15 protein-coding genes are annotated in these 21,523 nt (G+C 68.3%); 6 read left to right on the forward strand and 9 right to left on the reverse strand.

Translation table 11 applies throughout. The annotated features are described in order from the left end of the window. Positions 1-26: 26 nt before the first annotated feature. The 8 genes from F8S13_20470 to F8S13_20505 all read right to left on the reverse strand — a co-directional run bounded on the left by F8S13_20470 (position 27) and on the right by F8S13_20505 (position 11,292). Positions 27-1,709 carry a VWA domain-containing protein gene (locus F8S13_20470; GenBank protein ID KAB8141178.1) on the reverse strand — a complete coding sequence of 561 codons (1,683 nt, stop codon included), beginning with the start codon at positions 1,707-1,709 and terminating at the stop codon, positions 27-29. Positions 1,710-1,722: 13 nt separating this feature from the next. Next, complete coding sequence (locus tag F8S13_20475; protein ID KAB8141179.1) at positions 1,723-2,955, reverse strand: ABC transporter substrate-binding protein; 1,233 nt, start codon at positions 2,953-2,955, stop codon at positions 1,723-1,725. A 598-nt stretch (positions 2,956-3,553) separates the two neighbouring features. After that, complete coding sequence (locus F8S13_20480) at positions 3,554-6,112, reverse strand: pyruvate, phosphate dikinase (GenBank protein ID KAB8141180.1); 2,559 nt, start codon at positions 6,110-6,112, stop codon at positions 3,554-3,556. Beyond that, entirely contained in the window at positions 6,105-6,809 is a 705-nt protein-coding gene (locus F8S13_20485) for a TetR/AcrR family transcriptional regulator (GenBank protein ID KAB8141181.1), read from the reverse strand. Before F8S13_20485 ends, F8S13_20480 begins: the two co-directional genes overlap by 8 nt. A 243-nt stretch (positions 6,810-7,052) precedes the next feature. Next, the gene (locus tag F8S13_20490) at positions 7,053-7,874 is read right to left on the reverse strand and encodes a sugar phosphate isomerase/epimerase (GenBank protein KAB8141182.1); all 822 of its coding nucleotides are present in this window, start codon (positions 7,872-7,874) and stop codon (positions 7,053-7,055) included. After that, the gene (locus F8S13_20495; GenBank protein KAB8141183.1) at positions 7,871-9,037 is read right to left on the reverse strand and encodes a dihydrodipicolinate synthase family protein; all 1,167 of its coding nucleotides are present in this window, start codon (positions 9,035-9,037) and stop codon (positions 7,871-7,873) included. Before F8S13_20495 ends, F8S13_20490 begins: the two co-directional genes overlap by 4 nt. Positions 9,038-9,046: 9 nt before the next feature. Next, positions 9,047-10,198 carry a Gfo/Idh/MocA family oxidoreductase gene (locus tag F8S13_20500; protein KAB8141184.1) on the reverse strand — a complete coding sequence of 384 codons (1,152 nt, stop codon included), beginning with the start codon at positions 10,196-10,198 and terminating at the stop codon, positions 9,047-9,049. A gap of 17 nt (positions 10,199-10,215) precedes the next feature. Beyond that, positions 10,216-11,292, reverse strand: a complete 1,077-nt coding sequence (locus tag F8S13_20505; GenBank protein KAB8141185.1) for a Gfo/Idh/MocA family oxidoreductase — start codon at positions 11,290-11,292, stop codon at positions 10,216-10,218. A 1,195-nt stretch (positions 11,293-12,487) separates the two neighbouring features. Between F8S13_20505 and F8S13_20510 the strand changes: the two genes are divergently transcribed. Continuing rightward, positions 12,488-14,695 (forward strand): response regulator, encoded by a 2,208-nt coding sequence (locus F8S13_20510; protein KAB8141186.1) that lies wholly within the window; start codon positions 12,488-12,490, stop codon positions 14,693-14,695. Here F8S13_20510 and F8S13_20515 read toward each other — a convergent pair. Then, complete coding sequence (locus F8S13_20515) at positions 14,622-15,893, reverse strand: response regulator (protein KAB8141187.1); 1,272 nt, start codon at positions 15,891-15,893, stop codon at positions 14,622-14,624. The two genes, F8S13_20510 and F8S13_20515, sit on opposite strands and share 74 nt — an antisense overlap. Positions 15,894-16,146: 253 nt before the next feature. On the opposite strand from F8S13_20515, the gene F8S13_20520 reads away from it, so the two are divergent. The 5 genes from F8S13_20520 (at position 16,147) to F8S13_20540 (ending at position 21,483) form a co-directional block, all read left to right on the forward strand. After that, positions 16,147-17,520, forward strand: coding sequence for an extracellular solute-binding protein (locus tag F8S13_20520; protein ID KAB8141188.1), 1,374 nt, complete (start codon positions 16,147-16,149; stop codon positions 17,518-17,520). A 154-nt stretch (positions 17,521-17,674) separates the two neighbouring features. Further along, positions 17,675-18,541: a sugar ABC transporter permease gene (locus tag F8S13_20525; protein ID KAB8141235.1), complete on the forward strand. Its 867-nt coding sequence runs from the start codon at positions 17,675-17,677 to the stop codon at positions 18,539-18,541. A 47-nt stretch (positions 18,542-18,588) separates the two neighbouring features. Next, positions 18,589-19,416, forward strand: coding sequence for a carbohydrate ABC transporter permease (locus F8S13_20530; GenBank protein KAB8141236.1), 828 nt, complete (start codon positions 18,589-18,591; stop codon positions 19,414-19,416). Positions 19,417-19,470: 54 nt separating this feature from the next. Continuing rightward, positions 19,471-20,790 (forward strand): Gfo/Idh/MocA family oxidoreductase, encoded by a 1,320-nt coding sequence (locus tag F8S13_20535; protein ID KAB8141189.1) that lies wholly within the window; start codon positions 19,471-19,473, stop codon positions 20,788-20,790. A gap of 465 nt (positions 20,791-21,255) precedes the next feature. Beyond that, on the forward strand, positions 21,256-21,483 hold the full coding sequence (locus F8S13_20540; protein ID KAB8141190.1) for a hypothetical protein: 228 nt from the start codon (positions 21,256-21,258) through the stop codon (positions 21,481-21,483). The last annotated feature ends 40 nt before the right edge of the window (positions 21,484-21,523 follow it).

Genomic DNA, 21,523 nt, shown 5'->3' on the forward strand with positions numbered 1-21,523 from the left:
GGGCGGGGCATCGTGCGTCTGGGTGCCTAGAAGAAAGTGGCGATGTCGCTGTAGATCTTCTCGATGGTGGTGGTGTCGTCGGGGTGGTAGCTCTTCGCGCCGGTGGCCTCGGCCAGCTGCGTGAGGATGCCCATATCGGCCCCCGCGCCAAAGCCGATAGTGAAGACCTTGATGCTGCGGCCCTCGGTGTCCTTGCGAAACTCCTGAAGCAGCGCCTCCAGCGAGCGCTGGCTCTGGGTGTCCTGCCCATCGGTCAGCACCACCACCGCGCGGATGCGGTCGCCGGGCGGCTCGGCCTGGAGCGGGGTGTAGGCCTCGCCCACCGTGTCGTAGAGCCGCGTGTCGCCCTGGGCGAACAGGCCGCCGATGGTGTCGGCCAGTTGCTGGCGCTTCGGCCCCAGCGGCGAGATCGGGCTGACCACGGTGGCCTCGGTGCTGAAGGTGGTGAGGCCGAGGCCGTCCTCGTCGTCGAGCTGGGCCATGAAGGTCTTGAGCGCGGTCTTGGCCAGCTCCATGCGGTTTTCATCCTGCATGCTGCCCGAGGTGTCCAGGACGGCCATCACATCCACGCGCTTCTTGTTTTGCTTCCAGGCCGCCTGCACGGCCTCGATCACCTCGGCGCTGGGCACCTCCAGCAGGGTCTTGGGCTGGGCGGGGTCGACGCCGTTGGCGGCGGTGATCGGCGCGCCGACCGCTAGGTTGGCATCGCCGGGGCGGAACCCGTAGGCCAGCGCCTTCTCCTGCTGGGGCCGCTCCATCAGGAACTGGAGGAAAGACTGCGCGGCGGCGCGCTGCTCGTCATCCACCCAGGGCGCGCTCAGCACGGCGTAGGGGTGGTCGCTCCAGAAGGTGCCCTCCTTGGGGTAGATCGCGACCACGGGCATGGGTTTGCTGGGGTAGCGCGTGGTATCGTAGGACTGCACCACCAGATTTTCGTACATGACCGCTGCGGAGAGGTAGGCCGGGCCGCGCGTGAACATCTGGTTGGCGAAGAAGCCGGTGCTCTCGCCATAGTGGATGACGCCGCTCTCGACCTTGCCTAGGAACTCGGCGGTGGCGGGCTGCCGCACATCGTCGGCGGTAAGGCCGCGCGTCTTGCCTGCGGCGGCGTAGACGGTAGCCAGGATGCTGGCAATGCCGCTGTTGGAGTAGCCGGGGTGGGTGTGGCCGAACTGGAACGCGCCCCACTCGGGGTGGCCGTAGTCGGCCCAGCTCTTGCCGCTGCTGGTCATAGCCGCGATGTCGGCCCAGCCGATCGGCTGCTCGGGCCAGCCCAGCGCCTTGGCCATCGGCTGCCACATGGCGATCACCACGGGGCTGAGCACCAGCGCGGTGGGGCTGCCCTCCACCAGCTTTGCGCCGCTGTGCGATGCGGCCCAGCGCTCGTTGGCCACGGGGATGAGCACACCGCTGGCCGGGCTCCAGATCGTAGGCTGGGCCGCGCCGCTGAGGATCTGCTCCATCGACTCGGCGGAGCCAAGCGGGGTGGCACTGACGTAGATCGGCCTGCCGCTGGTTGATTGTACCTGCTGGCTGTTGAACTGCTGGGTGACATCCTCCATCCAGGCCTGCTTCTCGCTGCCGTAGAACATGGTGATCGTTAGGGCGTTGCTCGGCGGGGCATCGCCCGCCGCTCCGCCGCTGCTGCCGCCGCACCCGGCTAGGCTGGCCAGCAGCAAGGCGCACAGCCAGTGTTGCAATGTTCGCATATTGGTGCTCCCTCTACTCAAATCGCCCGCGCCGCCAGACCTCCAGCAGCTCGCTGATCACCTGGGCCGGCGGCGACTCGACCTGCTGATCGATCTGCACCTGCACGCCGTACTTCTGGTAGCGCGTGAAGGGGTTGCTGGGGTCGCTGCTGCTGATCGCCACGTTCGGGTCTGCCGGACGGAAGCCGTAGATCAGCGCCTGCTGCTGCTGCTCGTGGCCCAGCAGGAAATCGCGGAACTGGATGGCCGCCGCCTGCTGATCGGGCGTGACCCAGGGCGCGCTCAGCACGGCGTAGGGGTGGTCGCTCAGGATGGTGGCGGGCGGGTAGTAGATGTGCAGCGGCTGCCCCTGCCGCCCCTCGGCCTGCTCGATCCGCCCGTTGCTGGTCTGCGCGTCCACCTGGCCGATGGCCAGATTCTCGTAGACGAAGGCCATGTCGTAGGCCCCTGGCCCCTTCAGCACCATCTCATTCATAAAGGTGCCGGTGCTCTCGCCAAACTGCGGTACGGTCGACTCGATCTGGCCGAGCCATGTGATGAAGGCGGGGTCGGTGACATCGGCCACGCTCAGGCCGCTGGCCTTGTGGTGGTAGCCATAGGCCATGAGCACTAGGGCCTGCGCGCCGCTGTTGGAGAGCAGCGGCGAGGTATGGCCAAATTTGACCTGGCCCCAGCTCTGGCTGCCGCCGATGGCCGCCCAGCTCTGCGCGGTGAGCGCCTGGTGGATGCGATCCCAGAACTGGCCGTCGCGCGCGCCGCCGGGCCAGAGCACCTGGGCGCGCTCCTGCCAAGCCACCAGCACCAGCGGCGTGAGCACCAGCGGCCTGGGCGCGGCCTCGCCAGCGGCCAGGATGCTGGCGCTGTGGCTAGCCTGCCACTCCTGATCCATCACGGGCAGCCACATGCTGGCGGCGGGGCTGGCTACGGTGGGCTGGCCGTCGACGCTGCCAAACTGCTCGCGCCCGATCTGCTCGGCCATCTCGGCGGAGCCTTTGCCCACCAGCTTGATCTGGATGGGGTGGCCGCCCACCGCCGCGCCGCTCGCCTCGAAGCGCTGCTTGGCCGCCTCCAGCCAGTCGCGCTTCTCGGTGCCATACCAGATCGTGATCGTCACCGGCTCGGCGGCGGGGCCGATAGGCACATTCGCAATCCCATTTCCCACAGGCGCACCTAGCACCTTGCCCACCGTGGCAATCAGAGCGATAGACAGAAAGAGTGCGCCGATCAGGCGCGAGAGTTGCAGCATACCAACCTCATAGGCTGCCCGCATACGTGTTCGTTTCGGGCCAGAATTGTTGAGGTAGTGTAGGCGGCTTGTATTAAGCTGGGGTTATCGTTGTGTTGTGCTTTTGTGCGGCGGGGGATTAGGCGGGGCGAAATCGGCCTTGGGGTAGAGCAGTGGGAGGCTCGTATATTCCTTTACCACCAAGACTCCAAGTGAAAAGAGGACGAGAGCTAGGATGAGCTGGCCGTCGGCAATGCCTAGTCGGCCCGGCCTGCTGCGGCTTCGATGATGAGGGTTCCTTTTGGCTGCTGGGTGTGTGCCCATCGCAGGGTTGCTAGGGGCCAGCCCCGAGCAACCCTGCGATGGGGCGATGCCCCCTTCGAACCCCCATTTAGGGTGTTCCCGTGCTGAGAAATGGCGGCTGATGTTCGTGCATATGGCCAGTGTGCACGAGCGCCACCTTCGCCGTATGGGCCGACTGGGGAAGGTGGAGCAGTGATTATGGCTCATGTGCGTTGTGGGCGCGGTGCTCGTTTTCTGCATGGTTTGCGTGCAACGGCGAAGGTGCGTCGACACTCTCATCTGCCTTCTCTGCCTAACATATGGCGGCGCTGCTGGCCTACGCCCCGGCGCGCTCGATCACATCCACGGTGCCGCGCGCGCCATCCACCCGCAGCAGGTCGCCGGTGTGCAGCCGCATGGTGGCGTTGCCGCAGCCCACCACCGCCGGTATGCCCAGCTCGCGGGCCACAATCGCGGCGTGCGAGAGCGGCGCGCCCACGTCCGTCACCACGGCGGCGGCGCGTGGGAACAGCGGCGTCCAGCCCACGTTGGTGATGGTGGTGACCAATATCTCGCCGCTCTGCAGCTGGCCGCCTTCCTCGGCCTGGTGCAGCACGCGGGCGCGACCCACCACCACGCCCTGCGCCCCTGGGAAGCCGCGCACCTCGGCGCTGGGCTGGCTGGCCTGCTGGGTTGCGTCGTACACATCGCTGCGGCGGCTGGGGTCGGCGGCCCAGGCGTCGGGGTCGAAGGCCCCGCGGATGACCGCCGGGTAGGCAGGCAGCGCACGGTAGTGCAGGTAGGCGGCGCGGCGCGCGGGGATGCGGTCCAGCGCGGCCTGGTCGCCGCCCAGCAGCGCGAGGATCTCATCGATGGTTAGGTAGAAGATATCCTCGCCCACCCCGCACAGCTCGCCCGCCCGCAGCGCAAAATCGCGCAGCGCCCAGAACACCCGCACCACCTCGCTGCGCGCCAGCTCGCGGCTGCGGAAGGCCTCGGTGGCCTGGGCCAGCCGCCTGCGGATGCGGCGGGCGCGGCGCGGGTGGGCCTGGGCCAGCCGCGCCCAGGCCTCGGCCTGGCGCTGCTCCTGCCTGCGCAGCAGCTCGCCCAGATCGGTCTGGCCCATGTCCGCGAGCTGCTCATCCACCCACGCCGGGTCTTCGCCGGGGCGCGGCGCGCTGATCTCTAGCTCGTGGGGGCCACGGTGGCCGTACTGGCGGGCGAAGCTGGCGCGGTCGATCTCGCCGCGCGCCAGCTTGCCAAGCCCCACCAGCAGACCCAGGCTGGCCAGCTCGGCGCTGCCCGCGCTCAGGCCGGAGAGCAGGGCGTTGGTGTCGGCCTCGCTGGCCAGCTTGCCCAGCTCGCGGCGCACCCACACCAGCACGCCGCCGTCGCTGCGCGCCGCCGACTCCAGCATGCGGCTGGCCTCGTGGAAGAACGGCATCAGCCGCTGGTGCCAGATCTGGCCGAGCTGCTGCGGGCTTTGGGCGGCGGCGATGGCCTGGCGCAGCGCCTCGCACTGCTGCGGGGCGCGGGCGAAGAAGCCGGGCAGCAGCGGCTTGCTGCGGGCCACGCGGCGGCGCATGCGGATGGCGATCGGCAGGATCTCGCGGATGATCTGCCAGCGCCCGATCGGCAGGATGGGCGTGGTCACGCCGCTGGGGATGCGCCCAAAGGTCTGGCCGCTGGCCTCGTGGAAGGCGTCGCTGCCCATGCCAAAGGTGCTGGCCAGCGTCGCCAGCACGCTCATGTTCATGTAGAAGCGCCCGCCGATGTTGCCGATCAGGCGGTAGCCCGATACGTCGGAGATCGCCATGGTGTCGCGGATGAAGATCTGCACCAGCGACCATGTGGCGGGCGTCATCACGTCGGGTACGGCTTCGCCCACGTTGCCGTTGCTCCACAGCGCGTCGATAGCGAGGCTGTCGTTCCAGACCTCGGGCGCGGGGCCGTGCAGCGTGGTGATCGGGCGGGCCTGCACCACCGCGATCTGGCCGCCGCCGATGGCCCACTCGATGTCCATCGGTGTGCCGTACAGCTGCTCGATCTGTGCGCCGAGCCGCGCCAGCTGGGCCGCTTGCGCGTCGCTGATGGATGCGCTGCCCTGCTGATCGCTGGGCACGGCCTGCTGGCGCGTGCCGCTGCTGTCGGGCACCACCATGGTCTGCTTGGCGGCCAATCTGCGCTCGCGCACCGTGAAGTCGGCCCGCCGCACCACCAGCGTGTCGGGCGTCACCTGCCCGCTCACCAGGCTCTCGCCCAGGCCCCATGCGGCGTTGATCACCAGCTCGTCGCGCGCGCCACTCAGCGGGTTGGCGGTAAACAGCACGCCCGCCGCATCGGCCTGGGCCATGCGCTGCACCACCACGGCCAGCCGCAGCTGGGCCTGGTCGACATGGTGCTGGGCGCGATAGCCGATGGCGCGGGCCGACCAGAGCGAGGCCCAGCAGCGCCGGATGGCATCCAGCAGCGCCTCGGCCTCGCCGATGTTCAGGAAGGACTCCTGCTGCCCGGCGAAGGAGAGGTCGCCCAGATCTTCGGCGGTGGCCGAGGAGCGCACCGCCACGGGCGCGTGCTCGCCCAGCGCGGCGTAGGCGGCTAGGATGGGCTGGGCGATCCCTTCGGGCATCGGCTGGGTAAATAGCGCTGAGATTGATCGTTCAGCCGCCTCAAGCGCCGCAAGATCGCCCGCAGCTACCCTTGCGACGGCGGCCTGGATGGCCGCGCCGATGCCATTTTTTTCTACAAACTGTGCGTAGGCCGCCGTGCCCACCACAAAGCCCTCGGGCACCGGCAGGCCAGCCGCGCACAGGCGCGCCAGCGAGGCCCCCTTGCCGCCCGCCTGCTCGATGCTGAGCGGGCCTGCCCCAAGCGTAAAGATAAATCGATCATCCATGATGTTCTCCCTCGCTGGCGGCGCGCTGGCGAAAGTAGACCTGCAGGGCCTCGCCCGCATCCCGCGCCGCTGTGGCGGGCAGGTCGGCTGGCTCAAGGGTTCGGCGCACCGCCTCGGCGATCAGGCCCGCCAGTGTCTCGTCGCCCAGCTCGAAGCCCTGGGGCATCAGCGGGCCGATCTGTAGATGCCCCATGAAGATGGCGCTGAGCGTGTAGATCTGCTCGGTGAGCGACAAGTCGGTGCGGGCCAGCCCGTGCTCGCGCAGCAGGCGCAGGTAGGTGCCAAACGCCTCGATGCGCTCGTGGTAGAGCGTGCTGTGTTGCTCGGTGTGCACCAGCTTGCCCAGGATCTCGGCGTCGCCCAGCAGGATGGCCTTGAGCAGAGGCCGGCGCAGCAGGGCCAGGGCGCTGTGGTAGATCATGCCGTGCAGGCTGGCGTGGCCAGGGTTCTCGGCGATGGCGCGGCGGAAGTCGGCGCTCATGATCTGGCGCTCGCGGCGCACCAGCGCGCCGAACAGCTCCTCGCGGGTCTTCCAGTGCAGGTAGATGGTGCCCTTGGCCACCCCTGCCGCCCGCGCAATGTCGTCGATGCTGGTTTTGTTATAGCCCCAGCGCAGCACCAGTGTGGCCGCCACATCCAGGATGCGCTGCTCGCGCTCGCTGCGCTTGCCTAGCTCGGCGGTGGTGTCTTCGTCCATAGCTCCTCTTTTGAACGATATGACTAAAATTGCTTAAACGGTCATATCGTTCACGCATGGTACTGCGTGGTGGGGCGAATGTCAAGAGGTGCGCTGTCTCAGACAGCAGATTCTTTACCACCAAGGCTCCAAGACACCAAGGGACACTATGACGAAGGCAGAAAAATCTCTCGCGCCTTCGCGGGCATAGGAAAAGAGGGGCAGCTGCCGCCCCTCTTTTCCGCACGGCGATGCCGCGATCTGCTAGACGTGCGCGAGATAGCGCTGGCACATGGTGGCCAGCACCTCGTCACCGGGGGTGTCCCAGATGGCCTGGTTGAAGATCTCGACCTCGATCGGGCCGTGGTAGCCCGCCCGCTCGACGGCGGCGCGGATCTTCCGGATCTCGATCACGCCGTCGCCCATCATGCCGCGCCCCAGCAGCGGGTCGGGCGGCGGGGCCAGCCAGTCGTTGACGTGGAAGGCCAGCAGGTGCGGCGCGGCCCGCGCGATCTGGGCGTAGAGCTCGGGATCCCACCAGACATGGTAGGTATCGATGGCCACGCCCAGCCAGGGCGAGCGCAGCCGCTCGGCCAGGGCGTTGGCCTCGGCCAGGGTGACGATCACCGAGCGGTCGCCTGCGAACACCGGGTGCAGCGGCTCGATGGCCAGGCGCACGCCGCGCTCGGCGGCGTAGGGCAGCAGCGCGGCGATGCCCTCCTCGACCATGGCGCGCGCGGCGGCGATGTCGCGGTCGGGGGCGGGGCCGCAGACCAGCACCAGCAGGTCGGTGCCCAGCGCGGCGGCCTCGTCCACGGCGCGGCGGTTGTCATCTAGCCGCGCGGCGCGCTCGGCGGCGCCGGGCGCGGGGAAGAAGCCGCCCCGGCACAGGCTAGAGACGCGCAGGCCTGCGTCGCGCACCATGCGGGCGCTCTCGGCCAGCCCGGCGGCGGCCACCTTGTCGCGCCACAGCCCCAGCCACGGGATGCTAGCGCGGGCGCAGCCCTCCACCGCCTCGCGCACGCCCCAGCGCTGGGTGGTGGCCTGGTTGAGGCTCAGCCTGCTAAGGTCGGTGAGCGCGCTCATTCCACCACCCCCGCCACGGCCAGCACGCGGCGCATGCGCTCGGCGGCCAGCGCGGGGGCGCGCAGCAGCCCGGCGCGGTCGGCCAGCACGAACAGCTCGGCCAGGTGCACCAGCGAGCGCGCGCTCTCCATCCCGCCCACCATGCGGAAGTGCGACTGGTGGCCGTTCAGGTAGGCCATGAATACCACGCCGGTTTTGTAGTAGTAGGTGGGGGCCTGGAAGATATGGCGCGAGAGCGGCACCGTGGGCGCGAGGATGGCCTGGTAGCGCGCCGTGTCGCCCACGTCGAGCGCGTGGAGCGCGGCGGCGGCGGCGGGCGCGATGGCGTCGAAGATGCCCAGCAGCGCGTGGCTGTGGCCCTGCTCGTCGCCCTGGATGAGCGCGGGGTAGTTGAAATCGTCGCCGGTGTACATCTTCACGCTGGGCGGCAGGCGGCGGCGCATGGCCACCTCGCGCTGGTCATCCAGCAGCGAGATCTTCACGCCGTCGATCTTGTCGGCGTGCTCGCGGATGAGCTGGAGGCAGGTGTCCATGGCGGCGTCCAGATCGCGCGCGCCCCAGTAGCCCGCCAGCGCTGGGTCGAACATGTCGCCCAGCCAGTGCAGGATGGCGGGCTGGCGCAGCTGGCCGAGGATGTGGCTGTAGACGCTCAGGTAGTCCTCCGGCCCTCTGGCGCAGGCGGCCAGGGCGCGGCTGGCCATCAGGATGACCCGCCCGCCCTGGCCCTCCACGTAGTCGCACTGCTCCTCGTAGGCGGCGCGCACCGCATCCAGCGTCACGCCGGGGGCGGGGGCCAGCTGGTCGGTGCCAGCCCCGCAGGCGATCAGGCCGCCCGCCGCGCGGGCCTCGGCCAGCGAGCGGCGGATCAGCTCGCGGGTCGCGGGCCAGTCCAGGCCCATGCCGCGCTGGGCGGTGTCCATGGCCTCGGCCACGCCGAAGCCCAGGCCCCACAGATGGTGGCGGTAGGCCAGCGTGGCATCCCAGTCGATCCGGATGTCGGTGGTGGGGTTGGAGTCCGCCAGCGGGTCGCAGACCACGTGGGCTGCGGCGTAGGCGACCCGCGAGCGCGGCGGGCTGCCGGGGGTGGGGAACGAGGCTGGCGGACTCAGCGTATATGGCTCCAGCCTGCCGCCGGAGCGGGGGAGTTGTATCGTCAGTGACATTGCGGCCTCCTACAGCGCCAGCTCGGGCACATCCAGCCAGCGCCGCTCCTGCCAGGAGCGCAGCCCCAGCTCGGCCAGCTGCACGCCCTTGGCCGCCTCTAGGAAGTCCCACGGGAACGGCTCGCCCAGCGCCACGTGGCGCAGGAATAGCTCCCACTGCACGCGGAAGGCGTTGTCGAAGCTGGCGTTGTCGGGCACGTCCATCCAAGTCTGGCGGAAGTCGATCGGGTTGGCGATGTCGGGGTTCCAGACCGGCTTGGGGGTGTGGGCGCGGTGCTGGGCCTTGCAGTCGCGCAGCCCGGCCACGGCGCTGCCCTCGGTGCCATCCACCTGGAACACCACCAGCTCGTCGCGGTACACGCGGGTGCACCACGAGGAGTTGATCTGGGCGATGATGCCGCCATCCAGCTCGAAGGTGGCGTAGGCCGCATCGTCGGCGGTGGCGGCGTAGGGCTGGCCCTGCTCGTCCACACGGCGCGGGATGTGGTTTGCGCCCAGGCACGAGACGGCGCGCACCGGGCCGAACATGTTGTCCAGCACGTAGCGCCAGTGGCAGAGCATGTCGATGATGATGCCGCCGCCGTCCTCGGCGCGGTAGTTCCACGAGGGTCGCTGGGCAGTCTGCCAGTCGCCCTCGAACACCCAGTAGCCGAACTCGCCGCGCACCGAGAGGATCTGGCCGAAGAAGCCGCTGTCCACCAGCCGCTTCAGCTTGCGCAGGCCGGGCAGCCACAGCTTGTCCTGCACCACGCCGTTTTTTACGCCCGCCGCGCGGGCCAGCCGCGCCAGCTCTAGCGCCACGCCCAGGTCGGCGGCGATCGGCTTCTCGCAGTAGATGTGCTTGCCAGCGGCGATCGCGGCCCTCACCGCCGCCGCGCGCCTATCGGTGGTCTGCGCGTCGAAGTAGATGGTGTTGGCCGGGTCGGCCAGGCACGCATCTAGGTCGGTGCTCCAGCGCTCGATGCCGTGGGCCGCGCACAGCGCCTGCAGCTTGTGGGCGCTGCGGCCCAGCAGCACCGGCTCGGGGTACAGCACGTCGCCGCCCGGCAGCGCGATGCCGCCCTGCTGGCGGATGGCCACGATCGAGCGGATGAGGTGCTGGTTGGTGCCCATGCGCCCCGTCACGCCGTTCATAATGATCCCGATGGTCGTCGTTGTCATCGTTCTCGCCTTTCCAATCACTCGTGCTGCCCGCCGACCCAGCCGTGGTAGGCCGGGTCGCCGCTGTCGATAGGCAGGTCGATCGGGCTGCCGCTGCGCGCCGAGGTGTAGATAGCGGTGATCAGCTCCAGGGCCTGCCGCGCGTCGGCCAGGCTCACTGGCAGCTCGCCGCCCTCGCGCAGGGCCTGGGCGAAGCGCGCGAACTGGCCGTCGAAGCCCTCGGGCTGGGGCACAAAGCTGGCCAGCGCGGCCTCGATCTGCGCGCCGCGCTCGGGCGTGTCGGGGGTGAGCACCCACGGCTCGCCGGTGTTCGAGTACGAGCGGTCGTTGCTCTCGGCGGAGAGGCCGCTGAAGCTGAAGCGGTGGCGCGTGATCTCGGCGGGCGAGCCGACGGTGACGCCCACGCTGGCCAGGCAGCCGCTGGCAAACTCGATGGTGAGCGCCGCGCAGTCCTCCACCTCCACCGCGTTGACCATAGTGGCGGTGCGGGCGTAGACGCGGCGGGCTGGCCCGAGGATGTAGAGCAGGATGTCGAGCGCGTGCAGCGCGTGGCTCACCAGCGTGCCGCCCAGCTCGGTGCGCAGCCTGCCGCGCCAGGGCACCGCGTAGTACTCGGCCCGCCGCCGCCACGCCACCTCCACCGTGGCCAGGTAGGCCTGCCCCGCCGCGCCCGCATCCACAAGATGCTTCAGCCGCTGCAGGCCGCGCCCGTAGCGGTACTGGAAGATCGGCATCATGCGCCGCCCCGACTCGGCCTCGGCGGCGCGCAGCGCATCCACCTCGGCCAGCGAGCCGACCAGCGGCTTCTCGCAGATCACGTGCTTCCCCGCCGCCAGGCCGCGCCGGATCTGCTCGAAGTGCAGATAGGGCGGCGTGCAGAGGTCGATCACGTCGATGTCTTCCATGCCGTAGAGCTCGGCGATGTCGCCCGTCAGTCGGGGGATGCCATGGCTGGCGGCCACGGCCTGCCCGCGCTGCGCATCCAGATCGCATAGCGCTAGCACCTCGAAGTCGCCCGCGAGCCGCTGGTATGCGTCGATGTGATGCTGGCCGATGCCGCTGCCCACCACCGCGACCCGCAAAGGTCTGCCCATCATCGCGCTCCTTGTGCCGCAGGCCGTGCCACGCCCCCGGCGCTCCCGGCGTCGCAGCCGCCCTGGCCCCTCGGCATAGCTCAGTTGAAAGAGAGGTTGTGCGGCCTATCATAGCAGGTTGGGGGGAATGCGGGGAAGGGCGCAAGTCTCAATAAAGTCCGCTCTTAGTCCACTGGCTGTTTTGGGGCTGGGGGAGGGCTGGGGATGAGAAATCTTTCACTAAAAGCATCGCGGAGCCAGATTGCGTCAGGTCGGAAGGGGATTGCGTCAGGTCGGAAGATCGGACTGATCTCCTGCGGCTTCGATCATGAGGGTTCCTCACATGGTGTCACTTTTTCGAGGTGTTTCCCATCAGCGATAGCGGTGGTACGTGTTCGGTGGGTGGATGCCCTACGCGGGCGGCGGCTAGGGGCCTGCCCCTAGCAACCCCGCGAGGGGGCGTCGCCCCCTTCGAACCCCCAATTTGAAGCATTCCTATGCCGAATGCTGGCGGCTGGTGTTGGTGCATATGGCCAGCAAAACACTATCGGCACCTTCGCCGCATGGGCCAGGTGGATGAGATTCTCAATCTCACATGCGGTGCATAGCTTGGCACGCGTTCTTTCGTCATATGCCACATCGAGAAGCCCCGCACAAAAAGTGACACCTGTTGAGGGGCTACGCCCCCTTGGAACCCCAATGTTGAGCATTCCTATGCCGAATGCTGGCGGCTGGTGTTCGTGCATATGGCCAGCAAAACATCAGCGGCACCTTCGCCGTATGGGCCAGGTGGATGAGATTCTCAATCTCACATGCGGTGCATAGCTTGGCACGCGTTCTTTCGTCATATGCCGCATCGAGAAGTCCCGCACAAAAACGTGACACCTGTTGAGGGGCTGGCCCCTGGACTCCAATTTTAGGCGTCTTTGCGCTGTTTCCTGGCAGCTGGTGTTGGTGTATATGGCCAGTTGACAGGAGTAGCACCTTCGCCGCATGGGCCGGGTGGGAAGGGTTGGCGCTGCGCGTTTTCCGAGACCTTTTGTTGCCTTGGTGTCTTGGAGTCTTGGTGGTAAAACGGTTCTTTTGTTCTCTTCGTGCCTTCGTGCCTTCGTGGTAAACGATTCTCCCGTCCCCGCGATTGTCGAGATCGGGCGGGCGTGCTAAGATACAGCGCCGACAGAGGACCAAACAGCGCGTGCAGAGAAGCGAGGCATCTATGTGGCAGTCACAAGACCGCACGGCGGCGCTTAGCCCCGAGCTGGCGGTCTCCACCCGCGAGCTGCTGCGCTCGACCGCCCACGATGTGATGTCGATGCTGGCCGCGATCTACCTAGCCTGGCATCTGGTCGCCACCGTGCTCTGGCCGCTAGAGATCGGGGGCAGGGTCTGGCTGCTCAGCCTGGGCTTCGCGCCGCTGTGCTACGCGGCGCTGCGCCTGCTGCCGCGTCGCCCGCTGCTGTCGTGTGCGCTGTGGCAGGTGGGCCTCGCGGCCCTGCTGGCGCTGGCTGTGGCGCTGTTCCAGCAGCCCCAGGTGGCCCTCCTCGCGGCCCTGCTGCCTCTAATCGCCGTGATCTCGTTTGGCTGGGCGGCTGGGCTGGCCGCGCTGGCGCTAGTGGTTGCCCTGGCCGCGCTCGCGGGTGCGGGCCTGCTGGCCCCGCCGCTGCCGCCCGCCAGCGTGGCGGGGCTGGTGGTGGGCGCGGCCATCGCCGGGCTGCTGGGCTGGACGGCCACGCGCTCGCTGGCCACGGTGGCCCAGTGGTCGCTGGCCAGCTACGACCAGGCGCGCGGCCACGCCGCCGCCGCCCAGAGCCACCGCGCCGAGCTGGCCCAGACCCTCAAGGCGCTTGACCACGCCTACTACCGCCTAGAGCGGGCCAACGTGGCGCTGGTGGCCGCCCGCAACCAGGCCGAGGAGGCCGAGCGCTTCAAGGCCGAGTTCGTGGCCAATGTCAGCCACGAGCTGCGCACCCCGCTGAACCTGATCGTCGGCTTCAGCGAGGTGATCATCACCTCGCCCGAGAGCTACGGCATGCCGCTGCCCGGCCCCTACCGCAGCGACCTGAACGCGATCTACCGCAGCGCCCAGCACCTGCTGGCCCTGGTGGACGATGTGCTGGATCTGGCCCGGATCGAGGCGGGGAAGATCACGCTGGTGCGCGAGGATGTCGACCTGCCCGGCCTGATCGGCGATGCGGTCGACACCATGCGCGACTACATCAGCGCCAAGGGCATCGGGCTGCGCGTGCGGATCGCGCCCGACCTGCCTCGGCTGCACATCGATAGGCTGCGCATCCGCCAGGTGCTGCTCAACCTGCTGGTGAACGCGGCCCGCTTCACCGAGCGCGGCCACCTGGCCGTCGAGGCCGCCCGCGAGGGCGAGCGCGTGGTGCTGCGGGTGTCCGACACCGGGCGCGGCATCCCCGCCCACGAGCTGCCCATGATCTTCGAGGAGTTCCGCACCAGCGCGCCGCCGGTCTCGGCCTGGCACAGCGGCAGCGGCCTGGGGCTGCCGATCAGCCGCAAGTTCGTGGCGCTGCACGGCGGCGAGATGGGGGTGGAGAGCGAGCTGGGGCGGGGCACCACCTTCTGGATCAGCCTGCCGCTGCAGGCCACCGCTGCCGACGACGCCCCATCGGGCGAGCAGGCCCGCTGGCACCCGCTGGTGCCGCTGGCCTCGACCGAGCGCATCCTAGTGGTGGTGCACGAGGATGCCCAGGTGGTGGCGCTGCTGCAGCGCCACCTGGATGGCTACCGCGTGGTCGGCGCGCGCACCGCCGCCGAGGGCCTGGCCCTGGCCCGCGATGTCCAGGCGATCGGCGTGGTGGTGGATGCGGAGCTGCAGCTTGAGGGCGCGCCCGAGGCGCTGCCGATCCTGCGCTGCACGCTGCCCAGCAGCCGCCACGCCGCCCTGGCTATGGGCGCGATCGCCCTGCTGACCAAGCCGGTGGCGCGCCAGGATCTGGTGCGCGTGATCGAGCAGATCCAGCGGCCCATCCGCCGCGTGCTGATCGTGGATGACGAGCCGAAGATGGTGCAGCTGCTCCAGCGCATGCTGCACTCGTACATCCCCGCTGAGTCGTGCCTGGCCGCCCACGACCACGCCGAGGCCATGCGCGTGCTGCGCGATGAGCGCCCCGATATAGTGCTGCTCGACCTGCACATGGAGCGGGCCGACGGCCACGCGCTGCTGGAGCAGATCGCGCAGTCGGGCGAGCTGGCCGCCACGCCGGTGGTGGCGATCGCCGGGCAGGGCCAGGACTACCTGAGCGTGCCGCTGGGCGGGGCCATCCAGCTGCGCCGCCAGGCCGAGTTTGGCCTGGGCGAGCTGGTGCGGCTGATCGACGCGGCCTTCAGCGCGCTGGCCCCTGGCTGGCAGCAGCTTGGGCCAAGGGGGCCAGCGCCCGCAGCAGCGCCTGCTGATTGACCGGCTTGGTCAGGTAGCCGTCGGCCCCCAGCGCCTGGGCCAGCCGAGGCTCGTTCAGCACCGAGCAGATGATCACCGGCGTGGTGCGCGTGGCCTCGCTGGCCCGCAGCGCCATCAGCAGCTCCCAGCCGTCCTCGCGCGGCATCATCACATCCAGGATGATCGCGGTGGGCAGGTGCTCGGCGATCGCCTGCCGGGCCTGCTCGCCGTCGGCGGCGCCCACCACGCGCCAGCTGTGGCTGGCCAGGTAGCGCCGGAACAGGTTGGCGAAATCCTGGTTGTCGTCGACCACCAGCAGGGTGTGGATGGCCTCGGTGGGCCAGGCCAGGCGGGCCTGCCATAGCCCGCCAAATGTGTGCTCGACCTGCAGCTCGCCGCCCAGCGCCTGCATCAGCTGCGCGCATACCTCCAGCCCGCGCCCCGGCTGCGCGGCCTCGGGCGCGCCGGCCACATGGATGGCAATGCCCGCCGCGCGCCGCTCGCTGAAGCCGGTGATCCGCACCGCCTGATCGGTGGCGATGTCGAGCGCGTAGGTGATGGCGGTGACCAGCGCCTGGCGCAGCAGCACGCGGTCGGCGCGCAGCGGCACCAGCTGCGCGGGCATGTCGACCTGCACCCGCTTGCCCTGGCTGTGCGCCAGCGACTCGACCAGCGGTGCGAGCTGCTGCAGCACATCCGCCGGGTCGACATGCTCGCCGCTGGTCTGGGCCGCCAGCCTGCTGGCCTCGGCGTAGGCCAGCTGCTCGCGCGAGGGGCTGGCCTCCTCGGCTGGGGCCGCCTGGGCGCTCTGCTGCCAGCGCTCCCAGAGCGTGGTGGTCAGCGCATCCAGCATGCGGGCCTGCTCGCGGAAGTAGTAGCTTCGGCTCAGCGCCAGCTGCTGCATCACCTCTGGCGGCGTCAGGCCCTCGATGTAGCGCAGCTCTAGGATGCGGTAGGCCCGCCAGTCGGGCGACTGGGCCTGCGCGCCCTGGGCCGGGGCCAGCGAGTGGATGGCGTCGAGCAGCGCGCGGCGCAGGTGCGGCACGCGCTGCAGCCGATCCGGCTCGGCGGCGGCCAGCACATCGGCCAGCGGGTGCTTCTGCAGGTAGGGCAGGTCGTAGAGCCGCTGCAGCGCCTCCTGGACCCAGCGGGCGAAGGCTTCTCGGGTGGGCGGGGGTGGGCTTGTCGGCATAGGCGTTTGTGGACTTGCAGGGGACATGGAGTGGACTTGAGCACTTATCACCGCGCGCGCTGGTGTGCTATTGTAGCCATGTACAACGCCACCACTCTACGGTCTGCCCGAGCGCCCCCACTGCGACATGGGGCGGCTGGGGCAGTAAGCTCCTGCATGCGCACCCGCGCGGCATGGCGAGAACCAGTTCCTGCTCGTCCCGGCTGAGCAGAGCGCCAGGATGGGCCCTGCCTGACAACATCGTCAATGGAGATACTATTATACTGCAAGGAGGCGTCTGATGAAGCTGATCAAGCACAGCATGGTGCTGCTGGTCTGCGGGCTGCTGGCCGCATGCGGCACCGCTGGCACCGGGGCTTCGCCCTCGGCCCAGCCAGCCCCCGCCGACACCCAGGCCACCGCGGCCCCCGCCGCCGCCGCCACCTCGGCTGGCGAGACCACCGCCAGCGGCGACCAGATCCAGCTGCGCGTGGCCTGGTGGGGCTCGCAGAACCGCCACGACCGCACGCTCAAAGTGATCGAGCTGTTCGAGAAATCGCACCCCAATATCAAGATCGTCTCTGAATATAGCAACTTCGACGACTACTGGACCAAGCTGTCCACCCAGGCGGCGGGCGGCAACCTGCCCGATGTGGTGCAGCACGACTACTCGCGCATCGGCGAGTGGGTCTCGCAGAGCCTGCTGCTGCCGCTCGACCCCTACGTCTCCGACGGCACGATCAAGCTGGAGGATGTGGCCGACGAGCAGCTCTCCGGCGGTCGCGTGGGCGGCAAGATCTACGGCATCTCGCTGGGCACCAACGCCCTGACGGTGCTCTACGACCCCGCCAAGTTCAAGGCCGCTGGCCTTGAGGCCCCCACCGCCGACTGGACATGGACCGACTTCCAGAAGTCCGCCGACACCATCCACCAGAAGCTCGGCATCTATGGCGTCGAGGGTTTCTACAACATAGAGATGCTCAAGCTCTACCTCAAAGAGCGCGGCAAGTGGATCTACAACGACCAGGGCACCGGCCTTGGCTACACCGACGACAGCCAGGTCGCCGCGTTCTTCCAGCTGCTGCTGGACATGCAGGCCTCCGGCGCGATGCCCACCCGCGAGTTCGACGCCGCCCGTGGCACGCCCTCGCTTGAGGAGTCGCTGATCGTCAGCGAGAAGTCGGCCATGCTGTTCACCTGGAGCAACCAGGCCGTGGCTGTGGCCAATGCGGTGAAGGGTCGCGAGCTGGCCCTGGTGCAGACCCCGCGCCTCGATGGCGGCAGCGAGAGCCTCTACCTCAAGCCGTCGATGTTCTTCGCCATCCCGGCCAAGTCGAAGAATGCCGCCGCCGCCGCCCAGTTCATCGACTTCTTCCTCAACTCGCCCGAGGCCAACCAGATCCTGGCCGCCGAGCGCGGCGTGCCGATCATCCCGGCCGTGCGCACGGCGATCAAGACCGACCTGCCGCCCATGCAGCAGCAGGTGTTCAAGTACATCGCCGAGGTCGAGGCGGTGGCCGCGCCGATCAACCCGCCCGACCCGCCCACCCACGCCAAGATCGTGGCCGAGGTCTACAACCCGCTGATCGACCAGCTGCTCTACGGCGAGATCAGCGCGGAGGATGCGGCGGCCCAGCTCCGCACCCAGGTCAGCGCCATCCTGGCGGGCAAGTAGGTAGGCCCATAGCAAGCCGGACGCGCTGGGGCTGCCCGGCGGCCCCAGCGCGCCAGAAGACACGAGGCACGAGATGAGTATCCTTGTCCCACACGCCAGCGACGCCGTGCGAGGGCGGCGCAAGGCGGGTCGCCGAGCGCGCTTCAACAATGTGATGGGCTACCTGTTTATCTCTCCGTGGCTGATTGGTTTCTTTGTGTTCACGCTTGTCCCGATTGTGGTCTCCTTCGTCCTCGCCTTCACCAGCTACGACATCTTCTCGCCGCCGCGCTGGGTCGGGGTCGAGAACTTCCAGCAGATGTTTGTCGACAAGCGCTACTGGAACGCGACCCAGGCCACGCTCTTCTACGTGTTCTTCTCGGTGCCGCTGCGCCTGATCTTCGCGCTGGGCGTGGCCCTGCTGATGAACCACTCGTTCCGCCTGATCGGCCTGTACCGCGCGGTCTACTATGTGCCCTCGCTGGTGGGCGGCAGCGTGGCGGTGGCGGTGATGTGGCGGCTGATCTTCGGCGGCGATGGCCTGGTGAACACCATGCTGGCCCCGCTGGGCATCGACGGCCCCAACTGGCTGGGCAGCCCGCGCACCGTGCTGGTGCCGCTCATCCTGCTGGCGGTCTGGCAGTTCGGCTCGCCCATGCTGATCTTCCTGGCCGGGCTGAAGCAGATCCCCGCCGAGTTCTACGAGGCTGCCTCAATGGATGGGGCCAGCCCGGTGCGCCGCTTCGTGCACATCACGCTGCCCATGCTCAGCCCGGTGATCTTCTTCAACCTGGTGATGCAGATCATCAGCGGCTTCATGGTCTTCACCCAGGGTATTATCATCGCTCCCAACGGCGGGCCGCTGCAGCGCGCGCTGTTCTACTCGGTCTATCTCTACCAGAAGGCCTTCAGCCAGCGCGAGATGGGCTACGCCTCGGCCATGGCCTGGGTGCTGCTGCTGATCGTGGCCTTCTTCACCGCTATAATCTTCACATCCTCGAACAGCTGGGTCTACTACGACGACTCGAAGGAGGAGAGCTGATGGCCGCCGCGATCACCGCCCCCCGCACGCGCCGCCGCGTGGGCCGTATGCTGCGCCGGGCCGCCATGCAGCTGCTGATCATCGCGCTGGGCGTGGTGATGCTCTACCCGCTGCTGTGGATGCTGGCTAGCGCGTTCAAGGAAGGCACCGAGATCTTCACCGATGTCGGCTCGCTCATCCCCCAGCCCTTCACATGGGAGAACTTCCGCACCGGCTGGGCGGGCTTCGGCGGCATCACCTTCGGCACGTTCTTCCTCAACTCGCTCACTATCGCCGTGGCATCCACCGTGGGTGTGGTCGCCTCCTCGGCGCTGGTGGCCTACGGCTTCGCGCGCATCCCCTTCGCGGGGCGGCGCTTCTGGTTCGTGTGCATGCTGCTCACCCTGATGCTGCCCACCCAGGTGCAGATCATCCCGCAGTACATCGTGTTTAGCAGCATCGGCTGGGTCAACACCTTCCTGCCGCTGGTGGCCCCCAAGTTCTTTGGCCAGGCCTTCTTTATCTTCCTGATGATGCAGTTCATCCGCGGCCTGCCGCGCGAGCTGGATGAGGCCGCCGAGATCGATGGCTGCAGCCAGGTGGGCATCTTCTTCCGTATCATCCTGCCGCTCATCCTGCCCGCCCTGATCACGTCGGCGCTGTTCTCGTTCTACTGGACGTGGGAGGATTTCTTTGGGCCGCTGCTCTACCTGAATGAGCCGAGGCTGTTCACGGTCTCGCTGGCCCTGCGCAACTTTGCCGACCCCTCGACGGCCACCAACTGGGGCGCGATCTTCGCGATGTCGTCGCTCTCGCTGCTGCCGTCGCTTATTCTGTTCGTGTTCTTTCAGCGCTACCTTGTGCAGGGGATCAGCACCACCGGCCTGAAGGGCTGATGCGGGCGCGCTGCCCACCGCCGCACCCCTGGCGCAAGGAGGAGGTTCCACACAATGTCAGTACGCACGCGCTATGCGGTTGTCGGCCTTGGCTCGCGGTCGCGCATGTTCACCACGGCCCTGCTCAAGGACTACGCCGACACCTCCGAGCTGGTGGCCTTCTGCGATGTCAACCAGACACGCATGGACTACTATAACCACTACTACGCCTCCACGCTGGCCGCGCCGCCGGTGCCTACCTACAAGCCCGACCAGTTCGATGAGATGGTGCGCGATCAGCGCGTGGACTGCGTGATCGTCACGTCGATCGACCGCACCCACCACCGCTATATCATCCGCGCCATGGAGCTGGGCTGCGATGTGATCAGCGAGAAGCCGATGACCATGACGGCCCCGCGCTGCCAGGACATCCTCGATACGATCAAGGCCACGGGCCGCCAGCTGCGCGTCACCTTCAACTACCGCTACGCCCCGCGCAACTCGAAGGTGAAGGAGGTGCTGCAGAGCGGCGCGATCGGCGCGGTGCGCTCGGTCCACTTCGAGTGGCTGCTCGACACCGTCCACGGGGCCGACTACTTCCGCCGCTGGCACCGCGACAAGCGCAACTCGGGCGGCCTGATGGTGCACAAGGCCACCCACCACTTCGACCTGGTGAACTGGTGGCTCGGCTCCCAGCCCGAGACGGTGTACGCCATGGGCGACCTGCTGTTCTACGGGCGCGAGAACGCCGAGGAGCGCGGCGCGACGGCCTTCTACGACCGCGCCCACGGTCGCCCCGTGGCCGAGCGCGACCCCTTCGCCATCCGCCTGGAGTCGGATGAGGCGCTGCGCCGCATGTACCTGGAGGCCGAGGCCGAGGATGGCTACGTGCGCGACCAGAGCGTGTTCGGCGATGGCATCTCGATCGAGGACGATATGGCCGTGCTGGTGCGCTACCGCAGCCGCGCCCAGATGAGCTACCACCTGACGGCCTACGCGCCCTGGGAGGGCTTCCGCGTGGCCTTCAACGGCACCAAGGGGCGGCTGGAGTACGATGTGCACGAGAACTCGTACGTCAGCGGCTCCAGCGACGACAGCAACCTGCCCGAGATCCGTGACAGCCCCTCCACCGAGCTGAGCGAGACGGCCAGCCTGGTCATCCGCCCGCTGTGGGGCAGGCCGGTGGAGGTGGAGCTGGGCGACAGCAGCGAGGCGGGCCACGGCGGCGGCGACCGCCGCATGCTCGATGATATCTTCAAGGGCGTGCAGAGCGACCCGCTGGGCCGCGCCGCCAACCACGTCGATGGCGCAATGTCCATCCTCACCGGCATCGCGGCCAATCAGGCCTTCGCCACCGGCCTGCCCGTGCGCGTGGGCGATCTGGTCCGGTTCTAGGCGCGAGCGCGAGGCAAAAGGCGGGCACCGTAGGGGCGGGCTTTATGCCCGCCCACATTGCATGCATTGGGTTCATCATAGAACGCATGTCGGGCGGCCACCAGGGCTACCCCTACGGTGGAAAAGGATGATCGCGCTGTGGGCCGGGCGCGCGCAGGCCCCGCCCATTGCCCCCGCGCCGAGCGCATGCCTGCCCATGTCAGGAGATGACGTGCCGCGTGACAAAAAGGCCCTCACGCGCCGCGATTCTGACATGAAACATGTCAGAACATACCTCGCACAATTGGAAAACAACATAAATATGTTTGAACACGACTTGCCGCGCTGCGCCCTGACCTGATTCATGTCAGAACGCACCTTGTGCAGCCTGAAAATGACTCGCCGTTTCTCATAAATGACCTGCCGCAGTGCGCATATAACCTGCTGCAACGCGATAGCGTGCGAGAAATGTTAAGAAATGCCCTGTTGCAGCGTGATTCTGACATGATGCATGTCACGCAGGTAGTGGCGCGGTGCGAAGAGATCGTGGCGCAGTCTGCGCAGGTAGCGGCGCATGTCACCCAGGCTGCGGCGCGGTGCGAGGAGGATGTGGCGCAGCCTGCGCAGGTAGTGGCGCGGCGCGAGGCGACTATGGCGCGGGCTGGGCGAGCGCCGCCGGGGTGCTGCGAGAAGGTGATGCTCAGAGCCTGGTGATCTGGCACGCGTCTGGTTCGCCAGGCTCTGAGCGGACATC

Source organism: Chloroflexia bacterium SDU3-3 (genome assembly GCA_009268125.1).
Taxonomy (GTDB): Bacteria; Chloroflexota; Chloroflexia; order Chloroflexales; family Roseiflexaceae; genus SDU3-3.

Bases quoted from the DNA above. Each gene is read 5' to 3' on its own strand.
- F8S13_20475 (KAB8141179.1), bottom strand. From the start codon at position 2,955: ATGCTGCAACTCTCGCGCCTGATCGGCGCACTCTTTCTGTCTATCGCT.
- F8S13_20530 (KAB8141236.1), top strand. From the start codon at position 18,589: ATGCTGCGCCGGGCCGCCATGCAGCTGCTGATCATCGCGCTGGGCGTG.
- F8S13_20525 (KAB8141235.1), top strand. From the start codon at position 17,675: ATGGGCTACCTGTTTATCTCTCCGTGGCTGATTGGTTTCTTTGTGTTC.
- F8S13_20520 (KAB8141188.1), top strand. From the start codon at position 16,147: ATGAAGCTGATCAAGCACAGCATGGTGCTGCTGGTCTGCGGGCTGCTG.
- F8S13_20480 (KAB8141180.1), bottom strand. From the start codon at position 6,112: ATGGATGATCGATTTATCTTTACGCTTGGGGCAGGCCCGCTCAGCATC.
- F8S13_20535 (KAB8141189.1), top strand. From the start codon at position 19,471: ATGTCAGTACGCACGCGCTATGCGGTTGTCGGCCTTGGCTCGCGGTCG.
- F8S13_20495 (KAB8141183.1), bottom strand. From the start codon at position 9,037: ATGTCACTGACGATACAACTCCCCCGCTCCGGCGGCAGGCTGGAGCCA.
- F8S13_20505 (KAB8141185.1), bottom strand. From the start codon at position 11,292: ATGGGCAGACCTTTGCGGGTCGCGGTGGTGGGCAGCGGCATCGGCCAG.
- F8S13_20515 (KAB8141187.1), bottom strand. From the start codon at position 15,893: ATGTCCCCTGCAAGTCCACAAACGCCTATGCCGACAAGCCCACCCCCG.
- F8S13_20470 (KAB8141178.1), bottom strand. From the start codon at position 1,709: ATGCGAACATTGCAACACTGGCTGTGCGCCTTGCTGCTGGCCAGCCTA.
- F8S13_20485 (KAB8141181.1), bottom strand. From the start codon at position 6,809: ATGGACGAAGACACCACCGCCGAGCTAGGCAAGCGCAGCGAGCGCGAG.
- F8S13_20500 (KAB8141184.1), bottom strand. From the start codon at position 10,198: ATGACAACGACGACCATCGGGATCATTATGAACGGCGTGACGGGGCGC.
- F8S13_20510 (KAB8141186.1), top strand. From the start codon at position 12,488: ATGTGGCAGTCACAAGACCGCACGGCGGCGCTTAGCCCCGAGCTGGCG.
- F8S13_20490 (KAB8141182.1), bottom strand. From the start codon at position 7,874: ATGAGCGCGCTCACCGACCTTAGCAGGCTGAGCCTCAACCAGGCCACC.